This is a genomic window from Lysobacter enzymogenes (assembly GCF_900106525.1).
Classification (GTDB): Bacteria; Pseudomonadota; Gammaproteobacteria; order Xanthomonadales; family Xanthomonadaceae; genus Lysobacter; species Lysobacter enzymogenes.
In genome coordinates, this window is the sequence record NZ_FNOG01000008.1 from 162181 (window position 1) to 182924 (window position 20744).

Consider the following 20744-nt stretch of genomic DNA (forward strand, 5'->3'; position numbering starts at 1 on the left):
TCATGGATTTCAGTTCGTTCTCGCCGGCGCTGGTGCTGCTGACCGTGGTCAGCCTGGCGCTGGCGCCGTTCGTGGCGGTGATGGTGACCTCCTTCACCAAGATCGTCGTGGTGCTGAGCCTGTTGCGCAACGCGCTGGGCCTGCAGCAGGTGCCGCCGAACGTGGTCATCAACGGCCTGGCGATCGTGCTGTCGATCTATGTGATGTACCCGGTGATCCTGGAGACCCACGACGCGGTCAACGCCAGCGCCGGCGGCGGCGCCGCGGTGGCGGCGACGCAGGGGCAGCCGCCGGGGACCGGTCCGGCGGCGGCGAATACTGCGGCGAACGCGACGACTGCGCCGGCGGGCACTGCGCCGGCGGCGGCCGGTGTGGCCGCTGCGCCGGTTGCGGCGACGGCCGCAGCGGCCGCGCCGGCTCCCGCTGCTGCTGCGGCTGCCGCGCCCGCCGCGGCCAACGCTGCGACGCCTGCGCCGGCCGCGACGACGCCCGCCGCCAAACGCCCGACGCCGACGCCCTCGGCCGTGCTCGGCGGCAAGATGGACGCCGCGCGCCTGCTGCAACTGATGGACGCCGGCAAGGAGCCGCTGCGCAAGTTCCTGATCAAGCACTCCAGCGACGCCGAGCGCGCCTTCTTCCTGCGCAGCGCCCAGCGCCTGCTGCCGCCGAACGCGCGCGCCGACATCAGCGTCAACGACTTCATCGTGGTGATCCCGGCCTTCACCGTCAGCGAACTCACCGCCGCGTTCCAGATCGGCTTTTTGATCTTCCTGCCGTTCCTGATCATCGACCTGGTGGTGTCGAACATCCTGCTCTCGCTGGGCATGATGATGCTCTCGCCCACCACCGTGTCGCTGCCGTTCAAGCTGCTGCTGTTCGTGCTGATCGGCGGCTGGGCCAAGCTGGTGCACGGCCTGGTGCTGACGTATGGCGGATGACACGGGGCCATGAAGGCCGCGCGCAAGGTCGACGACCTCGCGTCCCGATCGCCGATGCGGCCCGCGTTGCCCTGATTCCCCTCATTCCCCAGCCCGCAGACCTCCCCGCCGCAACGGATCCGACCCATGGGCGACATGCTCGAGATGACCAAACAGGCCCTGTGGCTGACCCTGCTGCTGTCGGGTCCGCCGGTGGTGGCCGCGGCCGTGGTCGGGCTGGTGGTGGCCTTCATCCAGGCCGCCACCCAGTTGCAGGAGCAGACCTTCGCCTACGCGATCAAGTTCACCGTGATCGTGGTGACCTTGTTCGTCACCGCGTCGATGATCGGCGGCACCTTGTACACCTTCGCCGACCGCATCTTCCTCGACTTCCCCGGCATGATCCGGCACTGATGCGCGCGGCGACGACGCGATGATCCTGGACGTCGAAAACGGCGGCAATCTGCTGCTCGCGCTGGGGCTGGTGCTGCCGCGCGTGCTCGGCGCGTTCATGATGCTGCCGCTGCTGACCGCCGAAAACATGCCGCCGCTGGTGCGCAACAGCTTCATGGTCTCGCTGGCGATCATCGCCATCCCGGTGGCGATGAACGGCGTGCCGCTGAGCCAGCTCAACGCGCTGCAGTTCGCGCCGATCATCCTCAAGGAGCTGTTCATCGGCGTGTCGATCGGCTTCGTGTTCGGCATGGTGTTCTGGGCGATCAGCGCCGCCGGCAACGTCATCGACACCCAGGTCGGCATGACCCTGGCGCAGGTGTTCGACCCGATCCAGGGCCACCAGGCCTCGCTGCACGGCAGTTTCCTGTCGCAGTTCGCGACCTGGCTGTTCATGGCCAGCGGCGCGTTCCTGGTGTTCCTCGACCTGCTGATGGCCAGCTACGCGATGTGGCCGGTGGTGTCGTTCTTCCCGACCTTGCACGCGGCCGGCATGGAGCTGTTCGTCGGCCAGTTCAGTTACCTGATGAGCGCGCTGCTGGTACTGGCGGCGCCGGCGATGGTGGTGCTGCTGCTGATCGATCTGTCGTTCGGCCTGGTCAACCGCTTCGCCCCGCAGCTCAACGTGTTCACCATCACCATGCCGATCAAGGCCTGGCTGGCCACCTGGATCGTGCTGTTGATGCTGGGGGTGTATGTGGAGATCGTGCTGGAGCGCATCTCCGGCAATCGCGGTTTGATCGAGGCCTTGAACAAGGCTTTCGGCGGGGCGTAATCGCGTTCGCGCTTTTTGCAGGAGCGGCGCGAGCCGCGACTGCGACAACGCAACTACGCCGAAAGGTTCGCAGCAGGTGCGTTGTCGCGGTCGCGGCTCGCGCCGCTCCTACAGGGGGATACGTGCGGGATCGGGGACGCGCGGAAAGCTGCGCAACTCGCGTCAGCGCGGGTCGTCCAGCCGCGGCGGCAGTTCCGGCGCGCTGTCGTCGCCGTCGCGCAGGCGGCGCATGGTCTCGGCCCAGTGCAGCACTTCGGCCACGGCCTCGAAGAATTCGTTGCCGATGTACTCGTCCAGCTCGGCCCGCTCGTGCAGGCCGCGCGCGAGTTCGATGTTCTGCAGGATCGGCACGCCGGCCTCGACCGCGGCGCGCTTGATCGCCTCGGCCATGTAGCCCTCGCCCTTGGCCACCACCACCGGCAGGTCGGTGATGCCGTGCTCGTACTGCAGGGCGATGGCGATGTGGGTGGGGTTGGTCACGACGACGTTGGATTGGCGGACGGCGTTGAGCATGTTCTGCTGCGACCATTCCTGATGCAACTGCCGGCGCCGGCTCTTCACGTGCGGGTCGCCCTCGTTCTCCTTGACCTCCTGCTGGATGTCGCGCCGGCTCATGCGCAACTGCTTGAGGTAGGAGAACTTCTGGTACCACACGTCGATGGCGGAGACGAAGAAGAACACGAAGATCGTCCACACCACGATCCGCACCAGGCCGTACCAGATGCCCGAGCCCATCGCCTCCGGCGGCGCGTAAGGCAGCAGCATCAGCTGGCCCAGCATCTTGTAGATCACGAACACGCCGATGCCGATCAGCGCCGCGCTCTTGATCACCGACTTGACCAGCTCGACCACATTGTCGAGCGAGAACATCTTCTTGACGCCCTCGGCCGGGTTCATCTTGTCCATCGCCGGCTTGAGCTTGCCCAGCGCCAGGATCGGGCCGACCTGCAGGAATTCGACGATCGCGCCGAGGAACACCGCCATCGCCAGCAGCGGCAGGGTCAGCCACAGCAGGGTTTCGAAGGCCGAACCGCCGACCTCGCGCAAGGCGTCGCCGAAGGGCTGGTTGACCGCCTTGAGGCTGGTTTCGAACAGGCGGATCAGCTTGAGCCGCATGAAGTCCATCATCAGCCAGCCGCACACCACCCAGCCCAGCACCAGCACGGTACTGGTGAGCTCCTTGCTCTTGGCGACATTGCCTTCCTTGCGCGCGTCGCGGATCTTTTTCTGGGTCGGCGGCTCGGTCTTGTCGGCGCCCTGGTCCTTCGCCATGCGCGGCCCTGCTGCGGGAAGGGCATCGAGGCTAGCACGCAGGCCACAGTGCGAAAGTGGCGGGTGTCAGCAATCGCCGCCGGGCCTGCGACAGGCAGCGGCGAGCGGCGCCTGAACGCGCGATGGGCACGCCCACCGCACCTAGGGTCGCCCCGAGTTGGCCGTTTCCGCGCCTCGGGGCTACATTGCGTCCATCCCCCAAACCGCGACCGCTCCCACTGCCCGCATGAGCACCATCGGCCCCGATTCGCGCATCGACCGCACTGGCCTGGACAGCCAGACGCTGGAAGCGTTGCGCGTTCGCGAGCCGGCGGCGCAGGCGCCGGGCGCGCTCGCCGAGGCCGTCCCCGCCTATGCCCCGCCCGCGGTCGACCCCGGCGAGGAGACCCTCAACGCCGACGCCTGGCACGGCGTGCCCGCCGGCGAGCGCCAGCTGCCCGGCGACACCCGCCTGGAGCACGAGCTGGGCCAGCTCGACCTGTCCGCCGCCGCCGACCGCGGCGCCGAGGCGGTGCTGGATTCGCTGACCGCCTGAGCCGCGGCCGCCTCGGCTCCGAATCGATCCGCAGACGGCCCGGCCCCGCATCGCCGGCCCGCTCGGCTAGGCTACTAGCGCCCTTCGCCCTGCAGCGCCCGCCGTGACCGACTCCGCCCCCTCGCCCGAAGCCCTGCGCGCCGCCGCCGACCGGCTGGTGTCCGCGCTGGCCGCGCACAGCGACCCGGAATACCGGCTCAGCGTGCTCAAGCGCGTGGTCCGGCGCCTGGGCGAGGAACGCTATCCCTTGTTCATCCGCCTGCTCGGGGTGGTCGCCGAGAGCGACGACGCGCGCGCCCAGCACCTGCTCGCCGACACCTTCGGCACCGCGCTGCGGCGCATGGACCTGCCCGGCGGCGCGCTCAGCTCCTGGGGCGCGACCCGGCTGCCGGATTCGACCGGGCCGGTCGCGGTCAGCGCGTTGTCCAGCCATTTCTTCGGCGCCACGCCGCGGCGCCTGCTGGGGCCGGTGGAATATCTGACGGTGTGGCATCTGCAGCGCACCCAGCGCACCGCGCTGGGCGCGCAGACCTTCCGCACCGCGCTGGCGCGGCTGATCGCCCTGCTCAACCGCAGCGAGGACGCGCGCACGCTGTATCCGCAGAAGCTCGCCGCGGACGCGCAGAACGAGATGGAAGGCGCTTACACCCGCGCCACTCGCGAGCGTCTGCGTGCGTTGGCCGATGCATGGCGCGCGGGGCGTTCGCCGGAGGAGGTCGCACAAGCGGTGCTGGATGTGGCGGAGGCGCCGTTGCCTAGCGGGTGGGTGGTTCGCGATCTTTGATCGGCCCTCACCCCAACCCCACCCCGGCCCGACCGCAGAGCGTTCGGGCGTTCGGTGCTGCGCGAGCCGATGGCTCGCAAGCGCAGCCCCTCACCCCGCCCGCGGGAGAGGGGTTGGGGTGAGGGCCCACGCAAAAACGCCGCTGCGACACTGAGCCACATCCTTGCGCGCAGCGCCGATGCTGCAATGCAGGCTTCCCCGCACCGAAGCCGCCCGCATGCGCGACCTGTCCGCTCCGCCTTCGCCCACGCGCCGCCGCCTGCTCGCCGCGGCCGGCGCCGCCGCGCTGCTGAGCGCCTGCGGCCGCGCCGAACCCAAGCTGCAACTGCACGGCATCGACCTGAGCCTGCGCCCCGGTTTCGGCGGCGACTTCCGCCTGCTCGACCCGCAAGGCCGCGAACGCACGCTCGCCGATTTCTACGGCAAGCCGGTGCTGCTGTTCTTCGGCTTCACCCTGTGCCCCGACGTGTGCCCGACCGCGCTGACCCGCGCAGTGCAGATCCGCAAGCTGCTCGGCGCCGACGGCGCGCGCTTGCAGGTGCTGTTCGTCACCCTCGACCCCGCGCGCGACACGCCGCCGGTGCTGCAGGCCTACACCCAGGCGTTCGACCCCAGCTTCATCGGCCTGAGCGGCAGCGAGCAGCGCATCGCCGAAACCGCCAAGGCCTTCCGCGTGGTCTACGCGAAAGTGCCGACCGGCGCGACCTACACCATCGACCACTCCGCGCTCAGCTACGTCTACGACGCCCACGGCCGCCTGCGCATGGCGTTGCGCCACGAGCAGAGCGCGGCCGAGTGCGTCGACGACATCCGCCAGATCCTGTGAGGCTCAACATGCGTAGCGATCGTTTGGGTTGCCTGCTGTTCGCCGCCGCGCTGTCGTGCGCGGCGCCCGCCGCCTGGGCGCAAGTGGCCGTGGACGCGCCGTGGGTGCGCGCGACGGTCGCGCAACAACCGGCCACCGGCGCCTTCATGCGCCTGACCGCGCAGCGCGACCTGCGTTTGATCGGCGCGCGCTCGGCCATCGCCGAACACACGGAAGTGCACGAAATGGCGATGCAGGGCCAGACCATGCGCATGCGCCAGATCGCCGCGCTGGAGCTGCCGAAAGGCCGCGCGGTCGCGCTGGCGCCCGGCGGCTATCACCTGATGCTGATCGGCCTGAAGCAGCCGCTGCGCGCGGGCCAGAAGGTCGCGCTGACCCTGATCTTCGAAGACCCCGCCGGCAAGCGCAGCGAACAAGAGGTGCAAGCCGAAGTCCGCCCGCTGACGGCGCCGGCTTCGTGATCTACCTGTAGGAGCGGCGCAAGCCGCGACCGCGACAACGCGACAATCGCGAAAGTTTCGGCGCAGTTGGATTGTCGCAGTCGCGGCTCGCGCCGCTCCTACAACGGTCTTGCGCTACAACCCGACGACGCTGCGCTCCGGCCCCGGCCGCTTGCCGAGCTTGCGCTGCAGCGAGCGGCGATGCATGCCGAGCAAGCGTGCGGTCGCCGAGATGTTGCCGCCGGTGTCGTTGAGCGCCTGCTGGATGTGCTCCCACTCCAGCCGCCGCAGCGGCATCATCGTGTCCGGCGCTGGCGCCAGCGGCACTGCGGCGTCGGGCACGTCGATGCCGAGCGCGGCCAAGATCGCGCCGACGCTGGCCGGCTTGGGCAGGTAGTCGTCGGCGCCGCGCTTGATCGCGTCCACCGCGGTGGCGACGCTGGCGTAGCCGGTGACCAAGACGATGCGCATATCCGTGCGCAGCTCGCGCAACGGCCGGATCAGTTGCAGGCCCGATTCGGCGCCGAGCTTGAGATCGACCAGGGCGAACGCCGGCGGTTGTTGCAGCGCCAGGTCCAGCGCCTGGCGCACGCTGCCGGCGGTGCGCGCCTCGATGCCGCGACGGGCGAGGCTGCGTTGCAGGGTGGCGGCGTAGGTGTCGTCGTCGTCGACGATCAGGCCCGCGCCGAGGGGGCCGTTCACAACGGCACGAGGGGGCGTGGTTGCGTTCATGCGCGGCATCCTACGCCCGGGCCTGCGCGGCGGGAGTGCGGCAAACTGCCACAGGACAAAGTGTCCAAGGGTGTGGTTGGGGTTCGGATTGCGGGGGAAAATCGGAATTCGCGGAGGCGATGGGCCGCTACGCCACCCACCTAACGTCATCCCCGCGTAGGCGGGGATCCAGAGACTTCAGAGTCATGCCTCGATAAAGCCCTGGATGCCCGCCTTCGCGGGCATGACGAAAGGTAAGTTTCGCGGTATGACGTCGATGGGTTTCGCCTCTTCCAGATCGTCATCCCCCCGAACGCCCAACCCTCACTGCCGCTTGCACTCCACCACCTTGTCCGCATCGGTGCCGTAAGCCACTTCGTGCAGCACCAGCACCGTTCCCTTCGGCGCCTGCAGGCCGAACGGGGATTCCAGCTTGCCCATGTCGCCGCCGGCGGTGCGCACGCACTTGAGCGGTACGCCGATGCGCTGCCATTGGCCGCGCGGCAAGCCGCGCAGGATGTCGCCGAACGGCAGCTTCGCCTCGCACTTGGGCCCGCATTGCGCGGTCAGATACGTCTCGCCCGCGCCGACGGCGTCGGCCTTGAGCGAGATCAGCAACTGCACGTCGCCGTTGGTCTCGCGCACCAGTTCTACCGGCGCGTCGGCGACCAGGTCCAGCCGCGCTTCGCCCTTCCATTCCGCGCGCCACGCGTCTTCCTGCGCCTTGTAGTCCACCGCGGTCACCGCCAGCGCGCCGTCGGCGCTGGCCAGCGGCGGCTTGGCCGCGTCGCTACGCTTGCCCTGCGATTCCACCCGCAACAGCCAGCCGCGCGGCAGCGCGCCGCGGGCGAGGAAGCTCATCGAACGCTGGTCGAGATCCGGCGTGCCGGGATCTTCCGACAGCGCGCCGACCTTGCCGCCCTTGGCGTAGCTCAACCCATAACCGAACGCGAACTGCGGCGAATAATCGGCGTCGCCGACGTTCGCCACCTGCACCGCGGTGCGCGGCCACGAGTACGACAGCTTGCCCTTGAAGTCGCGCTGGACCTTGCCGTCGGCCTTGCGCAGCAACACATCGGCGATGCCGCCGCCTTCCGAGCCCGGCAGCCACGCGGCCACGAACGCATCGGAGGCGTTGATCTCGCGGTTGGTCCACAGCGGCCGGCCCGACAGGAACACGCTGACCACCGGCACGCCCTCGGCCTTGAGCCGCTTGATCGTTTCCAGCTCGGGATTGCGCGTGCCGCGGAAGGTGGCGATGCGCAGGTCGCCCTGGAACTCGGCGTAGGGATCTTCGCCGTAGACGAAGATCGCGACGTCGGGCTTGCCCGCGTACTTGCCGTCCTTCGACAGCTCGGCGCTGCCGCCGGCAGCTTCGATCTGTTCGCGCAAGCCGGCCCAGATCGATTGCGCATGCGGGAAGTCGGACGGCTTGAGCCCGGTGCCCTGCCAGTTCAAGGTCCAGCCGCCGGACTGCTTGGCGACGTTGTCGGCGCCGTCGCCGATCACCAGCACCCGCGACTTGGGCGCGATCGGCAGCACGCCGGCGTCGTTCTTGAGCAGCACCAGCGACTCGCGCACCGCCTGCCGCGCGATCGCGCGATGCTCGGCGCTGCCGAGCACGTCGAACTTACCGCCGAGCGGCCGTTGCGACGGCGCTCCGGCTTCGAACAGGCCCAGCCGCAGCTTGACCCGCAGGATCCGGGTCACCGCATCGTCGAGCCGGGCCATGCTGATCTCGCCGCTTTTCACCTGCTTGAGCGCGTTGTCGTAATAGCCGCGCCAGCTGTCGGGCGCCATCAGCATGTCCACGCCGGCGTTGAACGCGGCCGCGCAGTTCTCGTTGCTGCAACCGGTGAGCTGGCCGTGCGCGTTCCAGTCGCCGACCACGAAGCCGTCGAAGCCCATGCGGCCTTTCAGCACGTCGGTCAGCAGCGCGTGGTTGCCGTGCATCTTGGCGCCGTTCCAGCTCGAGAACGAGGCCATCACGGTCTGCGCGCCGGCTTTGAGCGCCGGCGGATAGCCGGCGCCGTGGATCTCGCGCAGCTCCTTCTCGCTGATCTTCGCATCGCCCTGGTCGCGGCCCTCGAAGGTGCCGCCGTCGGCGAGGAAGTGCTTGGCCGAGGCGATCACGTGCGCGCCGTCGAGGAACTGCTTGCTGCCGAGCTTGCCCTGCAGGCCCTCGATCGCCGCGGCGGCGTAGCTGGCGACCAGCCGCGGGTCTTCCGAGTAACCCTCGTACGTGCGGCCCCAGCGGTCGTCGCGCGGCACGGTCAGGGTCGGGGCGAAGGTCCATTCCATGCCGGTGCTGCGCACTTCGGCCGCGGTGGCCTCGCCGATGCGGCGGATCAGCGCCGGATTGCGCATCGCGCCCAGGCCGACGTTGTGCGGGAACAAGGTCGCGCCGATCAGATTGTTGTGCCCGTGCACGGCGTCGATGCCGAAGAGGATCGGGATCGCGACCTTGCCGTCGCTGTCGTCCATCGAGGCTTTGTAGAACTTGTCGGCGATGTCCAGCCATTCCTGCGGCGGCGCGGCGTAGTTGCCGCCCGGCTCGGAGATGCCGCCGGGCTCGGAATTGCCGCCGGCCAATACCGAACCGATGTGGTATTTGCGCACGTCCTCGGGCGTGGCGCTGTTGATGTCGGCCTGGACGATCTGGCCGACCTTCTCCTCCACGCTCATCTTCGCCAGCAGCACCTGGATCCGCGCCTCGAGCCGGGCGTCGCGCGGGATCGGCGGCTTCAGCGCCGGCCATTGCGCCGGATGCACGCTCGCCGGCGGCTCCTGCGCCGCGCCCGGCAGCGCCGGCGCCAGCGCCAGCAACAGCGCCCAGGCCAGCCGCCGCGGTCGCGGCGCGGCGGTTTGGATCGAGACAGCGGCGGCGCGCCGGGGCGCGGGTGCGGTGGCGTTCATGGGTGGCTCCTGAAAGCGAGGAAAAGGACGGCGCCGGATCGGCCGGATCGGCCGAAACGCCGCGAAAACAGATGAGTTCCGCCCGTGCGATCTGGCAGAATGCGGCCTACACGCGACAAGGAAACAGACCGGTCATGCGGGTGCGCATCGAAGATGTGGCGGAGGTCGCGGGCGTGTCGATGAAGACCGTCTCGCGCGTGCTCAACCAGGAACCCAACGTCAGCGAGGAAACCCGCAAGCGCGTGGAAGCCGCCGCGCGCAAGCTGCAATACCGGCCGAACCCGTCGGCGCGCAGCCTGGCCGGGCAGCGTTCGTTCCTGGTGGCGCTGCTGTACGACAACCCGTCCAGCAATTATCTGATGGAAGTGCAGGCCGGCATGCTCGACGCCTGCAACAGCCAGCACTACAACCTGATGCTGGCGCCGGTGACCTACACCGACAAGAAGCTGGTGGCGCACGTGGACGAGATCGTGCAGCGCTCGCGCGCCGACGGCCTGGTGCTGACGCCGCCGCTGACCGACCACCCGGGCCTGATGAAGCGGCTCGGCCAGCTGCGCATTCCCTACGCCAACATCTCGCCCAAGCTGCGCGGCGAGCGCATCGGCGTGGTGCTCGACGAGGAACGCGCGGTGCGCGAGCTGATGGCGCACCTGGTCTCGCTCGGCCATCGCCGCATCGCCCACATCAAGGGCCATCCCGAGCACGGCGCCAGCCAGTGGCGCTTGAACGGCTATCGCGACGGCCTGGCCGCGGCCGGCATCGAGTTCGATCCGCAGCTGGTGGCCGAAGGCGATTTCCACTACGACACCGGCGCGATCTGCGCCCAGCGCCTGCTGCTGATGGACGATCCGCCGACCGCGATCTTCGCCGCCAACGACGACATGGCCGCCGGCACCATCCGCACCGCCAGCGAAATGGGCTTGTCGATTCCCGGCGACGTGTCGGTGTGCGGCTTCGACGACACGCCGCTGTCGCGGCAGATCTATCCGCCGCTGACCACGGTGCGCCAGCCCACCCGCGAGATGGGCCGCCTGGCCACCCACGAGCTGTTCAAGCGGATCAAGGCGCCCGACGCCGGCCAGCTGATCCTGGCGCCGTACGAACTGCAGTTGCGCAAGTCGACCGGCGCGGTCGGCAAGCCGCGCGCGCGCAAGCGCTGAGCCGCGCGCGGCGGCGCGGGCGGCGCGCTGCGCTCGCACCGCCGCCGTCACCAGAACGCGGCGTACAGCGCGATCAGGATCGCCAGCACCGCCAGCGCCGCCATGTTCCAGGCCGGCGCGGTGGCGTAGCTGACGCCGTCGTGGCGGATGCGGTCGCGCGCCGCGGGCGGGGCGGTGGCGAGCGAGACCGCCGCCATCAACACCGCCGACAACAGGAACGCCAGGCCAATACGGTTCACGAACGACATGTCGGTCAGCACCACGTACTTGAACAACAGCGAGAACCCGATCGATCCACCCGCCGCTGCCAGTGCGCCGGCTTCGTTGGCGCGCTTCCAGAACAGGCCAAACAGGAAGATCACCACGATGCCCGGGGTGAAGAAGCCGGTGTATTCCTGGATGTACTGGAAGCCTTGGTCGAAACCACCCAGCAGCGGGCGCGCGGTGGCGATAGCGATGAGGATCGACACCGCCGCAGCGATACGGCCGACCCGCACCAGTTGTCGCTCGCTCGCATCCACGCGCCGCTTGGCATAAAAGTCCAGGGTGAAGATAGTCGCCACCGAATTGATCTTCGACGCCAGCGAGGCCACGATCGCTGCGACCAACGCCGCAAACACCAGGCCGAGCACGCCCGGCGGCAGCAGCGCCATCATCGCCGGATAGGCATCGTCGGAACGCTTCAGATCTGGCGCCAGCATCACCGCGGCGATGCCCGGCAACACCACGATCACCGGCAACACGATCTTCAGCGCGGCGGCGAACACGATGCCCTTCTGCGCCTCCTTCAAGTCCTTGGCGGCCAAAGCTCGCTGGATGATGTACTGGTTGAAGCCCCAGTAGCTCAGGTGCGCCACCCACAGGCCACCCAGCAGCACGCCGATGCCCGGCAGATCCTTGTAGTGCGGATTATCAGGCGAGAGGATCATATGGAAGTGATCCGGGTGCGCAGTCACGAGCTTGTTCCAGCCAGCCAGGATGCCCGCGCCGTCGCCGATCTTGCTCAAGGTCAGCCCGGCCACCAGCAGCCCACCGAGCACCAGCAAGGTCACCTGCACGATATCGGTCAGCGCCACCGCCTTGAGCCCGCCGTACAGCTGATACGCCAGCGCGAACAGGCCGAGCAAGGTCAGCGCCAGCATCTGGTCCATGCCGGTGACTTGCGCCACCGCGATCGAACCCAGCCACACGATCGAGGTCAGGTTGACGAACACGTACAGCCCGAGCCAGAACACGGCCATCAGGGTGCGGATGCGGTTGCCGTACCGCTCTTCCAGGAACTGCGGCATGGTGTAGATGCCGTTGCGCAGGAACACCGGCAGGAAGAACTTGCCGACCACCAGCAGCGTCGCCGCCGCCATCCACTCATACGAAGCGATGGCCAGCCCCAACGCGTAGCCGGAGCCGGACATGCCGATGATCTGTTCGGCCGAGATGTTGGCCGCGATCAGCGAAGCGCCGATCGCCCACCACGGCAGCGCCTTGCTGGCGAGGAAGTAATCTTTGGCGGTCTTCTCGTGGCCGCCCTTTTCGCGCGAGACCCACTGGGCGAGGACGAACACGCCGGCCAGGTAGGCCAGGACGATGGCGGTGTCGAGCAGGGAGAGTTTCATGCGGCTCCGTGGCGGGATGGCGCGGGTGCGTCCGTTCTACCCGCCGCCGCCGAAGCTGGCCATGGCTGGGCGGCGGTTTGGGGCAAGAATTCGATTGCAGTGGCGTCGCCGGCGGGGTGCCGAGGCGGTGGCCGGGTGGTTCGTGGCGCCACCCACCTACCGTCATTCCCGCGAGCGCGGGAATCCAGGGCTTCACCGAAGCATGACGCTGAAGTCTCTGGATTCCCGCCTTCGCGGGAATGACGGATGTGAGATGACTCTGAAGTCTCTGGATTCCCGCGTTCGCGGGAATGACGAGTGCGGGATGACGCTGAAGTCTCCGGATTCCCGCCTACGCGGAAATGACGAGCAGGAAACACCGCAGCGACGACACCCCGCCGTTCCGCCCGCACGCCGAGGGGACGCGCGCGGGACGGAGCGGCGAGGCAGGGACGCCGGGTTGTCGCGGCCTTCGGCTGCGACATCAGAAGTTCCAACGCACGCGCACGCCGTAGCTGCGCGCATCGTTGAGGAATCGCGTGTTCACGCCCGAACCCACCAGGGCCTTCTGCGAGACGTCCTTGTTGGTCAGATTCGCGCCCCACAGCTCGAAGCGCCAGGCGCCATCGAGCGTGCCGTAGCCGATGCCGGCGTTGATCTGGGTGAAGCCGCCCTGACGGTCGGGGAAGCCCGCCGTAGCCGCGTCTTCGATGCGGTCCACCGTGCCGGCGGTGTCGCGCAGGAAGGTCACCGGGCGGTTGTTGTACTGGGTCAGGAAGAACGACGAACGGTACGCGGCCAAAATCTGCCAGTCGAACGTGCCGCCGAGCAGGTCGAACGCCTGCTGCAGGCGCGCGTTGAAGGTGAACTTGGACGACAGCGGCAACTCGTTGCCGGCCAGATCGATCTGCGAGGTGATGCCGCCGTTGCCGAAGTCCTGGCTGCGCACGTCGGCGACCACGCCGCGCTTGATCTTGGTCTGCAGGTAAAGCGCGTTGAGATCGAGGGTGAAGCCGGCACCGAAGCGCAACCGGCCCTCGGCCTCCACGCCGTACAACTCGGACTTGCCGACGTTGCGGTTGACCAGGGCGAAGCCGCTGGCCTCGCCGTCGGGATTGAACGCAATCACGCTCAGGTCCTGGAACACCTGATCGGCGTAGTCGTAGTAGAAGCCGCTGATGTTGAAGGTCGAGGTACGGCCGAGGAACTCGAACGAATTCTTCGAGCCGATCTCCAGCGCGGTCAGCTTCTCCGGCTTGTAGGTCTCCGGAATCACGTTGACGTCGAAGCTGTCGTTGAAGCCGCCGGCCTTGTGGCCGGTGGAGACGGTCGCGTAGAGCAGGTTGCGCGGGGTCAGGTCGTATTCGAAACCCAGCCGCCAGTCGGTGAACTCGAATGCGCTGGAGCCGTGCTGCGGCGACGGCACGCCCAGCACGATGAAGCTGTGCTGGCCGTTGGCCGGGCAGTTCACCGTGTTGCCGCCGATGTCGGGACGGTCGATACAGGTGCCGTTCGGGCGGCTGCCGTCGACGATTCCGGCCAGTTGTTGCTGCATCGTGTCGCGCGCGCCGGCGCGCAGGATGCCCTGCAGCAGGAAGCGGGCGAGGTCGGCGTTGCTGGTGAGGCCGGTGACGTCGAAGCTGGGCCGATCGAGCAGCGCAGGCATGAAGCCATCGGTGCCCAGGCGGGTCTGGAACACGCCGCCGTCGCCGCCCAGGCCGAGCGTCCAGTTGCCGCCGATGCCGTCGCGCGACTTGCGCTCCTCGGTGTAGCGCAAACCGCCCTTGACCCGGAACCGTTCGTTGACGTCGTAGGTGCCGTCGCCGTACACGGCCCACGAGCGCCCGTCCACGTCGGGCATGGTGAACTCGGTGCCCGAATAGAACGCGCCCTTGTCGGTCAGCGACAGGAAGCCGACCTGCTGCTTCTCGTGGAAATAGAAGCCGCCGGTGGTCCAGCGGAAACGTGCGTCGTCGTCCGACGACAGCCGCAGCTCGTGGGTCTGCGACTGCGAGCGCGCCTGCAGGTAGTTGGTGCCGAAGTTGTCGTAGTCCACGCCGCCCCAGCTCGCCGGCTCGCCCGCGGGACGCGCGCGCAGGTCGCGGCCCGGCCAGCTGTTGCCGTCGGAGGCGGAGTTGATCTGGAAATAATCGACGTCGCGATAGCTGCCGCTGTACTCCAGATTGACGGCGCCGAAGTCGTAGCGCACCTGGCCCTGGAAGCCCCACAGCTTGTTGTCGGCCTTGCCCTGCACGCCGCGATAGACCACCGCGCGCATGTCGATGTCGTCGGGCTTGAAGCCGGCCTCCGCGGCGCGGAACACGCCGGCGCCGGGATAACCGGTGCCCAGTTCGCGGCCGACATCGAGCATCGCGAACACTTGCAGTTTCTCGTCGGGCTCGTACAGGAACGACAGGCGGCCGGCGCTGTCGTCCTGGATGCCGGCGGGTTGGATGTGGTTCCACAAGCCGACGTTCTTGAAGCCGGCTTCCTTCTCGACGTGATAGCCCGACAGGCGCAGCGCGGCGTACGCGCCGAGCGGAAAGTTCAGTGCGGTTTCGTAACCCTTTTGGTCGCGGTTGCCGACCTCGCCCTGCACGTAGCCGCTGAACTCACCGCCGAGTTCGGGCTTCTTGGTGACGATGTTGAGCGTGCCGGCCAGCGCGTTGCGGCCGCGCAGCGTGCCTTGCGGGCCTTTGTTGATCTCCACCCGCTCCAGGTCGAAGAACATCCCGCCCAGGCCGCGCGGACGCGGGATGTAGGCGCCGTTGATGTGCGGCGCCGCGCCGGGATCGCCGAGCTCGGTGTTGTTGGACGAGCCCACGCCGCGGATGAAGATCTCGGTCGCGCCTTCCTGGTTGGCGATGCTCAGCCCGGGCACGGCCACCTGGATCTGGCGCAGCTCGTTGTTGATGCCCAGGCCGCGCAGATCGTCCTGCGACAGCGCCTGCGCGGTGCCGGCGTACTTCTGCAAACTCTGCGCGCGGCGCTCGACGGTGACGATGACCGAATCCAGATCGGTGGCGCGCTGCTCGGCCTCGCGCGGCGGCGACGGCGCGGCCGTCGGTGCGTCCTGCGCAGCGGCGTGGCCGGCCAGCAGCGCGGCGACGACGGCCAGGCCCAGACGCGAACAACGATGGCGCACGATCATCGGAAACCTCCCCTCCCCGGGGCCGGCGGCGAAGCCGGTCGTGGTGTTGTGGCGGGCGCGGCGCGGGCGCCCCCTGAGCGGAGCCGGCCGAAACGGTGCGGGGAGCTTGTAGCCCGCCTATGACAGCGCTGTCAACAAAGCGGACACGATGCGGCGATGCAGCATGATTTGCCCGCGATCGGATCGGCCGCGCGGGACAGGACAGGTGTGCGCCGCTTGCGTGATGCGGATCACGCGAATCGCGCGCGGACGCGGGCGAAAGCGTTTTCATCGCGGCGTGCGCGCCGCTGTTGCGGGCCGCCGGCAGACGCGCGCGCAGCGCGGCCGCGCACCTGCGCGGCGAACGTATACGGCAATCGATTGCGCAGCGCATCACGCCCGCTGCGCGGCGTTCGCGACGGTGGCGACGACCTCAGCCGCGACGGCGCGTACGTTCTCCCGCGCCGGGCGCGCAAACGAAAGCGGACCCCGGCCGAAGCCGGAGTCCGCGGGTCACGACTCGCGATCGTGTCTTGCGATGCTGCGCTTGCTGCCGGTTACGGCGTGGCGTCGGTGGCCGCGTCGGCGTTGACGATGCCGGTGCCCAGGCTCGGGCTCTGCGGCGAGGCGAACGGCGAGGCGGTGTTCTTGATCGTCGCCTCCACCTGCGCCGGGGTCAGGTCGGCGCCCGGCTTGGACTGCATCAGCGCGACCACGCCGGCCACGAACGGCGCCGCCATCGAGGTGCCGTTGTAGTTGACGTAGTTGAACGCGCCCGGCGAGGTGGTGCCGGCGTTGAGCGTGGACAGGATGGTCTGGCCCGGCGCGGCCACGTCCACCAGCGAACCGTAGTTGGAGAAGCTGGCGCGCACGCCGGCCGAGGTGGTGGCGCCGACGTTGATGACGTTGGCGCAGCTGGCCGGCTGGAAGCCCGAAGCATCGGCGTTGCTGTTGCCGGCCGCCACCACCACGGTCACGCCGCGCGAAACCGCGCCGGTGATCGCCACCTGCATCGCCGAGCTGGCCGAGCACGCGCCGCCGCCGCCCAGGCTCATGTTGATCACCGTGGCCTTGTTGGCGCCGACCGCGGGCACGCCCGAGACGGTGCCGCCCGAGGCCCAGGTGATCGCATCGGCGATGTCGGCCAGGGTGCCGCCGCAGCGGCCGAGCACGCGCGCGCTGAGGATCTTGGCCTGGAACGCAGTGCCGGCGATGCCGGTGGAGTTGTTGGTCACGCCGGCGGCGATGCCGCTGACGTGGGTGCCGTGCCAGCTCGAGTTGCGCGCCGGCTGGCCCAGGCCGCACTGGCCGGCGGTGGTCCAGTCGCCCGGATCGTGCGGATCCGAGTCGCGGCCGTTGCCGTCGTTGGCGGTGGTGGCGTTGCTGATGAAGTCGTAGCCCAGCGGCGAGGTGCGGTTGGCGAGCAGGTCGGGATGGTCGGTGATGCCGGTATCGACCACCGCGATGATCTTGCCCTGGCCTTGATAGCCGTTGTCCCAGGCGGTGTTGGCGCGGATGCCGTAGGTGCCGCTGAGGCCCCACTGCTGCGAGTACAGCGGGTCGTTCGGGGTCAGCAGCGCCTGGAAGCGCGCGTTGGGCTCGACGAAGCGCACGCGCGGATCGGCGGCGATGCTCTTCATCAGCGTCGCCGCTTCCACCACGTCCAGCGCGCGGTTGACTTCGATCAGTTCCGCGCCGGTGGAGATGGTGCGGGTGTGCTGGATCTTCAGATCCTTGCGGCCGAGCGAGCGCAGCGCGATGTCGAGATCGCGCTGGAACGCGGCGGCCTTGGGCGCGTCCCCGGCGTAGCTGACCAGGAAGCCGTCGACCGGCGCGTCGGCCTTCAGGCCGCTGAGGTCGACGCGCTCGTCGGCGAAGGCCGGCGCAGCGATGAGGCAAAGAACGGCGGCCGCCAGCGCGTGCCGACGGAGGCGAAGCATGGAAGGCGAAGACATGAGCGAAACTCCCGTGAGGTTTCGATGAGCCGCGGTATGCGGCGGAACCGTCCTGGTCCCTCTCGCGTGTCCAGCAGTGGGGGCGTGCGACGTTGCCTTACGCGAGCGCGTCCGGACGTGGTCTGCGGGCAGCGCTATGCCCGCGCAACGCAGCCTAGGGAGGAATATTTATTCGACAACCGCTAAACCTCTTGCGGTCACATCGTCTTCGACGACGACATCATGGATTGCGCATCGCTATCGCTGGCGCTTGCATTACTCGGCATTGCGCTTTCGGCAACGCGATGAACGAGTGCGATGCGCGTTGTGAAAGCGCGAGCGCGCGATGCGATTGCGGAAAGCGATTACCCAACTGCGAGTGGCGCAGCATGCGGGGACGCGCGAACGTACGTGCGGGAATTCGGATGAAAACAGGCGATGCGGATGTCGTCGCAGTTCTATTGTCGCGGTCGCAGCTCGCGCAGCTCCTACAGGTAGCCCATGTAGGAGCTGCGCGAGCTGCGACCGCGAACCATCGGATCGCGCCGCAACCACGAGCACGATCCGCGCCTCTCTCCCGCACGCAGGAGAGAGGCGCCCCGCTCAACTCTCGTAAGCCGACTCGCCGTGCGTGGTGATGTCCAGGCCTTCGCGTTCGGCCTCTTCGGCCACGCGCAAGCCGACCACCGCCTTGACGATGACGAACGCGATCACCGACACCACGCCCGACCACACCACGGTGATCGCCACGCCCAGCGCCTGCACGCCGACCTGCGCGGCGATGGTGTCGTTGCCCGCGCCCAAACCGAAGCCGCCCAACGCCGGCGCGCTGAACACACCGGTGAGGATCGCGCCGATGATGCCGCCCAGGCCGTGCACGCCGAACACGTCGAGCGCGTCGTCGGCGCGCAGCAGGCGCTTGAGCCCGTGCACGCCCCACACGCAGGCCGCGCCGGCGATCGCGCCGATGGCGATGGCGCCGAACGGGCCGACCGTGCCGCAGGCCGGGGTGATCGCCACCAATCCGGCGACCACGCCCGAAGCGCCGCCGAGCATCGACGACTTGCCCTTGACGATCTTCTCCACCAGGCTCCACGCCAGCGCCGCCGCCGCGGTGGCGAGCAAGGTGTTGAGGAAGGCCAGCGCCGCACCGGCGGTGGCTTCCAGGTTGGAGCCGGCGTTGAAGCCGAACCAGCCCACCCACAGCAGCGACGCGCCGATCATGGTGAAGGTGACGTTGTGCGGCTTGAGCGCCTCGCGTCCGTAGCCCACGCGCTTGCCGACGAAGTAGGCGCCGACCAAACCGGCGATGCCGGCGTTGATATGCACCACCGTGCCGCCGGCGAAGTCGATCGCGCCCTTGGCGAACAGATAGCCGTCCGGCCCGTACCAGACCATGTGCGCGATCGGCAGGTAGGCGAAGGTGAACCAGATCGCCGCGAACAGCAGCACCGCAGCGAACTTGATGCGCTCGGCGAAGGCGCCGACGATCAACGCACCGGTGATGCCGGCGAAGGTCGACTGGAACGCCACGAACACGTACTCGGGCAGCGACACGCCGGCGGTGAAGGTCGCCGCCAGCGAGTCCTTGTCCACGCCCTTGAGGAACAGCTTGTCGAAGCTGCCGATGAAGGCGTTGCCGCCGGCGAAGGCCAGCGAGTAGCCGTAGGTCACCCACAACAGCACGATCAGCGAAAACACCGCCAGCACCTGCATCAGCACCGACAGCACGTTCTTGGAGCGCACCAGGCCGCCGTAGAACAAGGCCAGGCCGGGCACGGTCATCAACAGCACCAGCAGGGTCGAGGTCAGCATCCAGGCCACATCGCCCTTGTCGACCAAGGGTTTGGCGGCTTGCGCCGCGGCCGCCGCGTCCTGCGCGTGCGCCGGCGCGAACGCCAGCAACAGCGCCGCCGGCAACGCGGTCCACAGCAGGGTCTTGCACATCCGCTCGCGCGAGCGGGCATCGAAAGTCGTCGCGTACTTCATGTCGTCTTCTCGCAGGCGGGAGTCAGAGGGCGTCGTCGTCGAGTTCGCCGGTGCGGATGCGCACCGTGTTCTCCACCGGCAGGACGATGATCTTGCCGTCGCCGACCTTGCCGGTGCGCGCGGCGTTCTGGATCGCTTCCAGCGCCGCGTCCAGCAGGCCGTCGGGCACGGCGCATTCGATCTTGAGCTTGGGCAGGAAATCCACGACGTACTCGGCGCCGCGGTACAGCTCGGTGTGGCCCTTCTGCCGGCCGAAGCCTTTGACTTCGGTGACGGTGATGCCCGACACGCCGACTTCGGTCAGCGCTTCGCGCACTTCGTCGAGCTTGAACGGGCGGATGATCGCGATGATCAGTTTCATCTCGCAGCTCCAGGGGTGCGGGGTGGGCGCGGCGTCAGAACGCCTTGCTCACCGTGAGGGTGAAGGCGCTGTCGGCCAGGAAGTTGTTGTGGGCGTTGGTGTAGAGCGGCGTCGAAGCGTCGGTGTCGCTGTAGGCAGCCGCGACCGAGAAGCCGTTGTCGAAGCTCTTGGTCACGCCGAGCTTCCAGTCGGTGTATTCGAAAGCCTTGTTGCTTTCGATCCACTGCTTGCCGCCGTGCAGGTTCAAGGTCCAGCTCGGCTGGAAGGTCCAGTTGAGGTTGGCGTCCAGATACCCGGAGCCGTCGGAATCGGCGTAGCCGAACAGGTCGGTGACGGCGTAGGAGTACTTGAGCCCGATCGACACCGTCTCGCTCGGCGCCAGCGTGCCGCCCAGATACACCTCGGTGGTGTTAGGGCTGTTGAAGCCCGAGGGATAGCTGCCCGGGTAGTAATAGGTCAGCACGCCGACGTCGTAGGAGAAGATCTCCCCGGCCTTGCCGCGATAGCCCAGGTAAGCGTCGAGTTCGAGACTGTTGGAAATGTCGTCGCCGACGACGACCGTGTCCGACAGCCAACTGACGTTGCTGCCCCAGGCGCCGACATAGAAACCGCTGTCGTGCGCATACTCGATGCCGGCCTGCACAGCCGGTTTCTGATTGGTCTGCGAGACGCCGCGGAACAGATAGTCCGTGGTCAGCGCGACCGAGCCCGACGTGGCGGCGGCGGCCGGCAGCGCCGCACAGGCGAGCGCGGCCGCGAGCACGGCGCGCTGCAGCGCCTGCGGACGGATCGGAGCGTGTGCGAGCGTCGTCCTGACGCGGGACGCCGTGGTGGCGACGGCATCGGTGGTTTTTTCGCTGGTGTGAGACGACATGACGCAGGCTCCTCATAAGCGGTGGCCCCTCCCCGGTCATCGGTTCGTACTCGGTTGCTGCGCGGGACGCTTCGT

At 68.4% G+C, this 20744-nt stretch carries 16 protein-coding genes and 1 pseudogene; 8 read left to right on the forward strand and 9 right to left on the reverse strand.

Features of this window, described 5'->3' with window-relative positions:
• Nucleotides 1-2 precede the first annotated feature (2 nt).
• The 3 genes from BLU84_RS28035 to sctT all read left to right on the forward strand — a co-directional run bounded on the left by BLU84_RS28035 (nt 3) and on the right by sctT (nt 2145).
• On the forward strand, nt 3-938 hold the full coding sequence (locus tag BLU84_RS28035; RefSeq protein WP_425479416.1) for a hypothetical protein: 936 nt from the start codon (nt 3-5) through the stop codon (nt 936-938).
• A 126-nt stretch (nt 939-1064) separates the two neighbouring features.
• Nucleotides 1065-1331, forward strand: coding sequence for a type III secretion system export apparatus subunit SctS (gene sctS, locus BLU84_RS19530; RefSeq protein ID WP_074871139.1), 267 nt, complete (start codon nt 1065-1067; stop codon nt 1329-1331).
• Between the two features lie 19 nt (nt 1332-1350).
• Nucleotides 1351-2145: a type III secretion system export apparatus subunit SctT gene (gene sctT, locus BLU84_RS19535; protein WP_074871141.1), complete on the forward strand. Its 795-nt coding sequence runs from the start codon at nt 1351-1353 to the stop codon at nt 2143-2145.
• Nucleotides 2146-2307: 162 nt separating this feature from the next.
• Here sctT and sctU read toward each other — a convergent pair whose 3' ends face one another.
• Nucleotides 2308-3417, reverse strand: a complete 1110-nt coding sequence (sctU, locus tag BLU84_RS19540) for a type III secretion system export apparatus subunit SctU (RefSeq protein ID WP_074871143.1) — start codon at nt 3415-3417, stop codon at nt 2308-2310.
• Between the two features lie 226 nt (nt 3418-3643).
• Here sctU and BLU84_RS19545 point away from each other — a divergent pair, with 226 nt between their 5' ends.
• The 4 genes from BLU84_RS19545 (at nt 3644) to BLU84_RS19560 (ending at nt 6023) form a co-directional block, all read left to right on the forward strand.
• Complete coding sequence (locus BLU84_RS19545; RefSeq protein WP_074871146.1) at nt 3644-3952, forward strand: hypothetical protein; 309 nt, start codon at nt 3644-3646, stop codon at nt 3950-3952.
• Between the two features lie 103 nt (nt 3953-4055).
• Nucleotides 4056-4736, forward strand: coding sequence for a hypothetical protein (locus BLU84_RS19550; RefSeq protein WP_074871148.1), 681 nt, complete (start codon nt 4056-4058; stop codon nt 4734-4736).
• A 217-nt stretch (nt 4737-4953) separates the two neighbouring features.
• Entirely contained in the window at nt 4954-5562 is a 609-nt protein-coding gene (locus BLU84_RS19555; protein WP_074871150.1) for an SCO family protein, read from the forward strand.
• A gap of 8 nt (nt 5563-5570) precedes the next feature.
• Entirely contained in the window at nt 5571-6023 is a 453-nt protein-coding gene (locus tag BLU84_RS19560) for a copper chaperone PCu(A)C (protein WP_074871152.1), read from the forward strand.
• Nucleotides 6024-6137: 114 nt separating this feature from the next.
• Here the strand turns inward: BLU84_RS19560 and BLU84_RS19565 are convergent, their stop codons facing one another.
• Nucleotides 6138-6734: a response regulator transcription factor gene (locus BLU84_RS19565; RefSeq protein WP_074871409.1), complete on the reverse strand. Its 597-nt coding sequence runs from the start codon at nt 6732-6734 to the stop codon at nt 6138-6140.
• 303 nt (nt 6735-7037) lie between these two features.
• A complete protein-coding gene (locus BLU84_RS19570; protein WP_083382885.1) occupies nt 7038-9629 on the reverse strand; it encodes a glycoside hydrolase family 3 protein in 2592 nt (863 codons plus the stop codon).
• Nucleotides 9630-9763: 134 nt separating this feature from the next.
• Between BLU84_RS19570 and BLU84_RS19575 the strand changes: the two genes are divergently transcribed.
• Nucleotides 9764-10789, forward strand: a complete 1026-nt coding sequence (locus tag BLU84_RS19575; RefSeq protein WP_074871154.1) for a LacI family DNA-binding transcriptional regulator — start codon at nt 9764-9766, stop codon at nt 10787-10789.
• Nucleotides 10790-10836: 47 nt separating this feature from the next.
• Here the strand turns inward: BLU84_RS19575 and BLU84_RS19580 are convergent, their stop codons facing one another.
• The 6 genes and pseudogenes from BLU84_RS19580 to BLU84_RS19605 form a co-directional block, all read right to left on the reverse strand.
• Nucleotides 10837-12402: a sodium/sugar symporter gene (locus BLU84_RS19580; RefSeq protein WP_074871156.1), complete on the reverse strand. Its 1566-nt coding sequence runs from the start codon at nt 12400-12402 to the stop codon at nt 10837-10839.
• Nucleotides 12403-12865: 463 nt separating this feature from the next.
• A complete protein-coding gene (locus tag BLU84_RS19585) occupies nt 12866-15532 on the reverse strand; it encodes a TonB-dependent receptor (protein WP_074871157.1) in 2667 nt (888 codons plus the stop codon).
• 545 nt (nt 15533-16077) lie between these two features.
• Nucleotides 16078-17247, reverse strand: a pseudogene (locus BLU84_RS19590) (S8 family peptidase); the annotation flags it as partial.
• A gap of 801 nt (nt 17248-18048) precedes the next feature.
• A complete protein-coding gene (locus BLU84_RS19595; protein WP_211664586.1) occupies nt 18049-19392 on the reverse strand; it encodes an ammonium transporter in 1344 nt (447 codons plus the stop codon).
• A 64-nt stretch (nt 19393-19456) separates the two neighbouring features.
• Nucleotides 19457-19795 carry a P-II family nitrogen regulator gene (locus BLU84_RS19600; protein WP_074871160.1) on the reverse strand — a complete coding sequence of 113 codons (339 nt, stop codon included), beginning with the start codon at nt 19793-19795 and terminating at the stop codon, nt 19457-19459.
• A gap of 34 nt (nt 19796-19829) precedes the next feature.
• Nucleotides 19830-20669 carry a TorF family putative porin gene (locus BLU84_RS19605; RefSeq protein ID WP_083382888.1) on the reverse strand — a complete coding sequence of 280 codons (840 nt, stop codon included), beginning with the start codon at nt 20667-20669 and terminating at the stop codon, nt 19830-19832.
• Nucleotides 20670-20744 lie beyond the last annotated feature (75 nt).

Bases quoted from the DNA above. Each gene is read 5' to 3' on its own strand.
- BLU84_RS28035 (WP_425479416.1), top strand. From the start codon at position 3: ATGGATTTCAGTTCGTTCTCGCCGGCGCTGGTGCTGCTGACCGTGGTC.
- sctS (WP_074871139.1), top strand. From the start codon at position 1,065: ATGGGCGACATGCTCGAGATGACCAAACAGGCCCTGTGGCTGACCCTG.
- sctT (WP_074871141.1), top strand. From the start codon at position 1,351: ATGATCCTGGACGTCGAAAACGGCGGCAATCTGCTGCTCGCGCTGGGG.
- sctU (WP_074871143.1), bottom strand. From the start codon at position 3,417: ATGGCGAAGGACCAGGGCGCCGACAAGACCGAGCCGCCGACCCAGAAA.
- BLU84_RS19545 (WP_074871146.1), top strand. From the start codon at position 3,644: ATGAGCACCATCGGCCCCGATTCGCGCATCGACCGCACTGGCCTGGAC.
- BLU84_RS19555 (WP_074871150.1), top strand. From the start codon at position 4,954: ATGCGCGACCTGTCCGCTCCGCCTTCGCCCACGCGCCGCCGCCTGCTC.
- BLU84_RS19560 (WP_074871152.1), top strand. From the start codon at position 5,571: ATGCGTAGCGATCGTTTGGGTTGCCTGCTGTTCGCCGCCGCGCTGTCG.
- BLU84_RS19565 (WP_074871409.1), bottom strand. From the start codon at position 6,734: ATGAACGCAACCACGCCCCCTCGTGCCGTTGTGAACGGCCCCCTCGGC.
- BLU84_RS19570 (WP_083382885.1), bottom strand. From the start codon at position 9,629: ATGAACGCCACCGCACCCGCGCCCCGGCGCGCCGCCGCTGTCTCGATC.
- BLU84_RS19575 (WP_074871154.1), top strand. From the start codon at position 9,764: ATGCGGGTGCGCATCGAAGATGTGGCGGAGGTCGCGGGCGTGTCGATG.
- BLU84_RS19580 (WP_074871156.1), bottom strand. From the start codon at position 12,402: ATGAAACTCTCCCTGCTCGACACCGCCATCGTCCTGGCCTACCTGGCC.
- BLU84_RS19585 (WP_074871157.1), bottom strand. From the start codon at position 15,532: ATGATCGTGCGCCATCGTTGTTCGCGTCTGGGCCTGGCCGTCGTCGCC.
- BLU84_RS19595 (WP_211664586.1), bottom strand. From the start codon at position 19,392: ATGTGCAAGACCCTGCTGTGGACCGCGTTGCCGGCGGCGCTGTTGCTG.
- BLU84_RS19600 (WP_074871160.1), bottom strand. From the start codon at position 19,795: ATGAAACTGATCATCGCGATCATCCGCCCGTTCAAGCTCGACGAAGTG.
- BLU84_RS19605 (WP_083382888.1), bottom strand. From the start codon at position 20,669: ATGTCGTCTCACACCAGCGAAAAAACCACCGATGCCGTCGCCACCACG.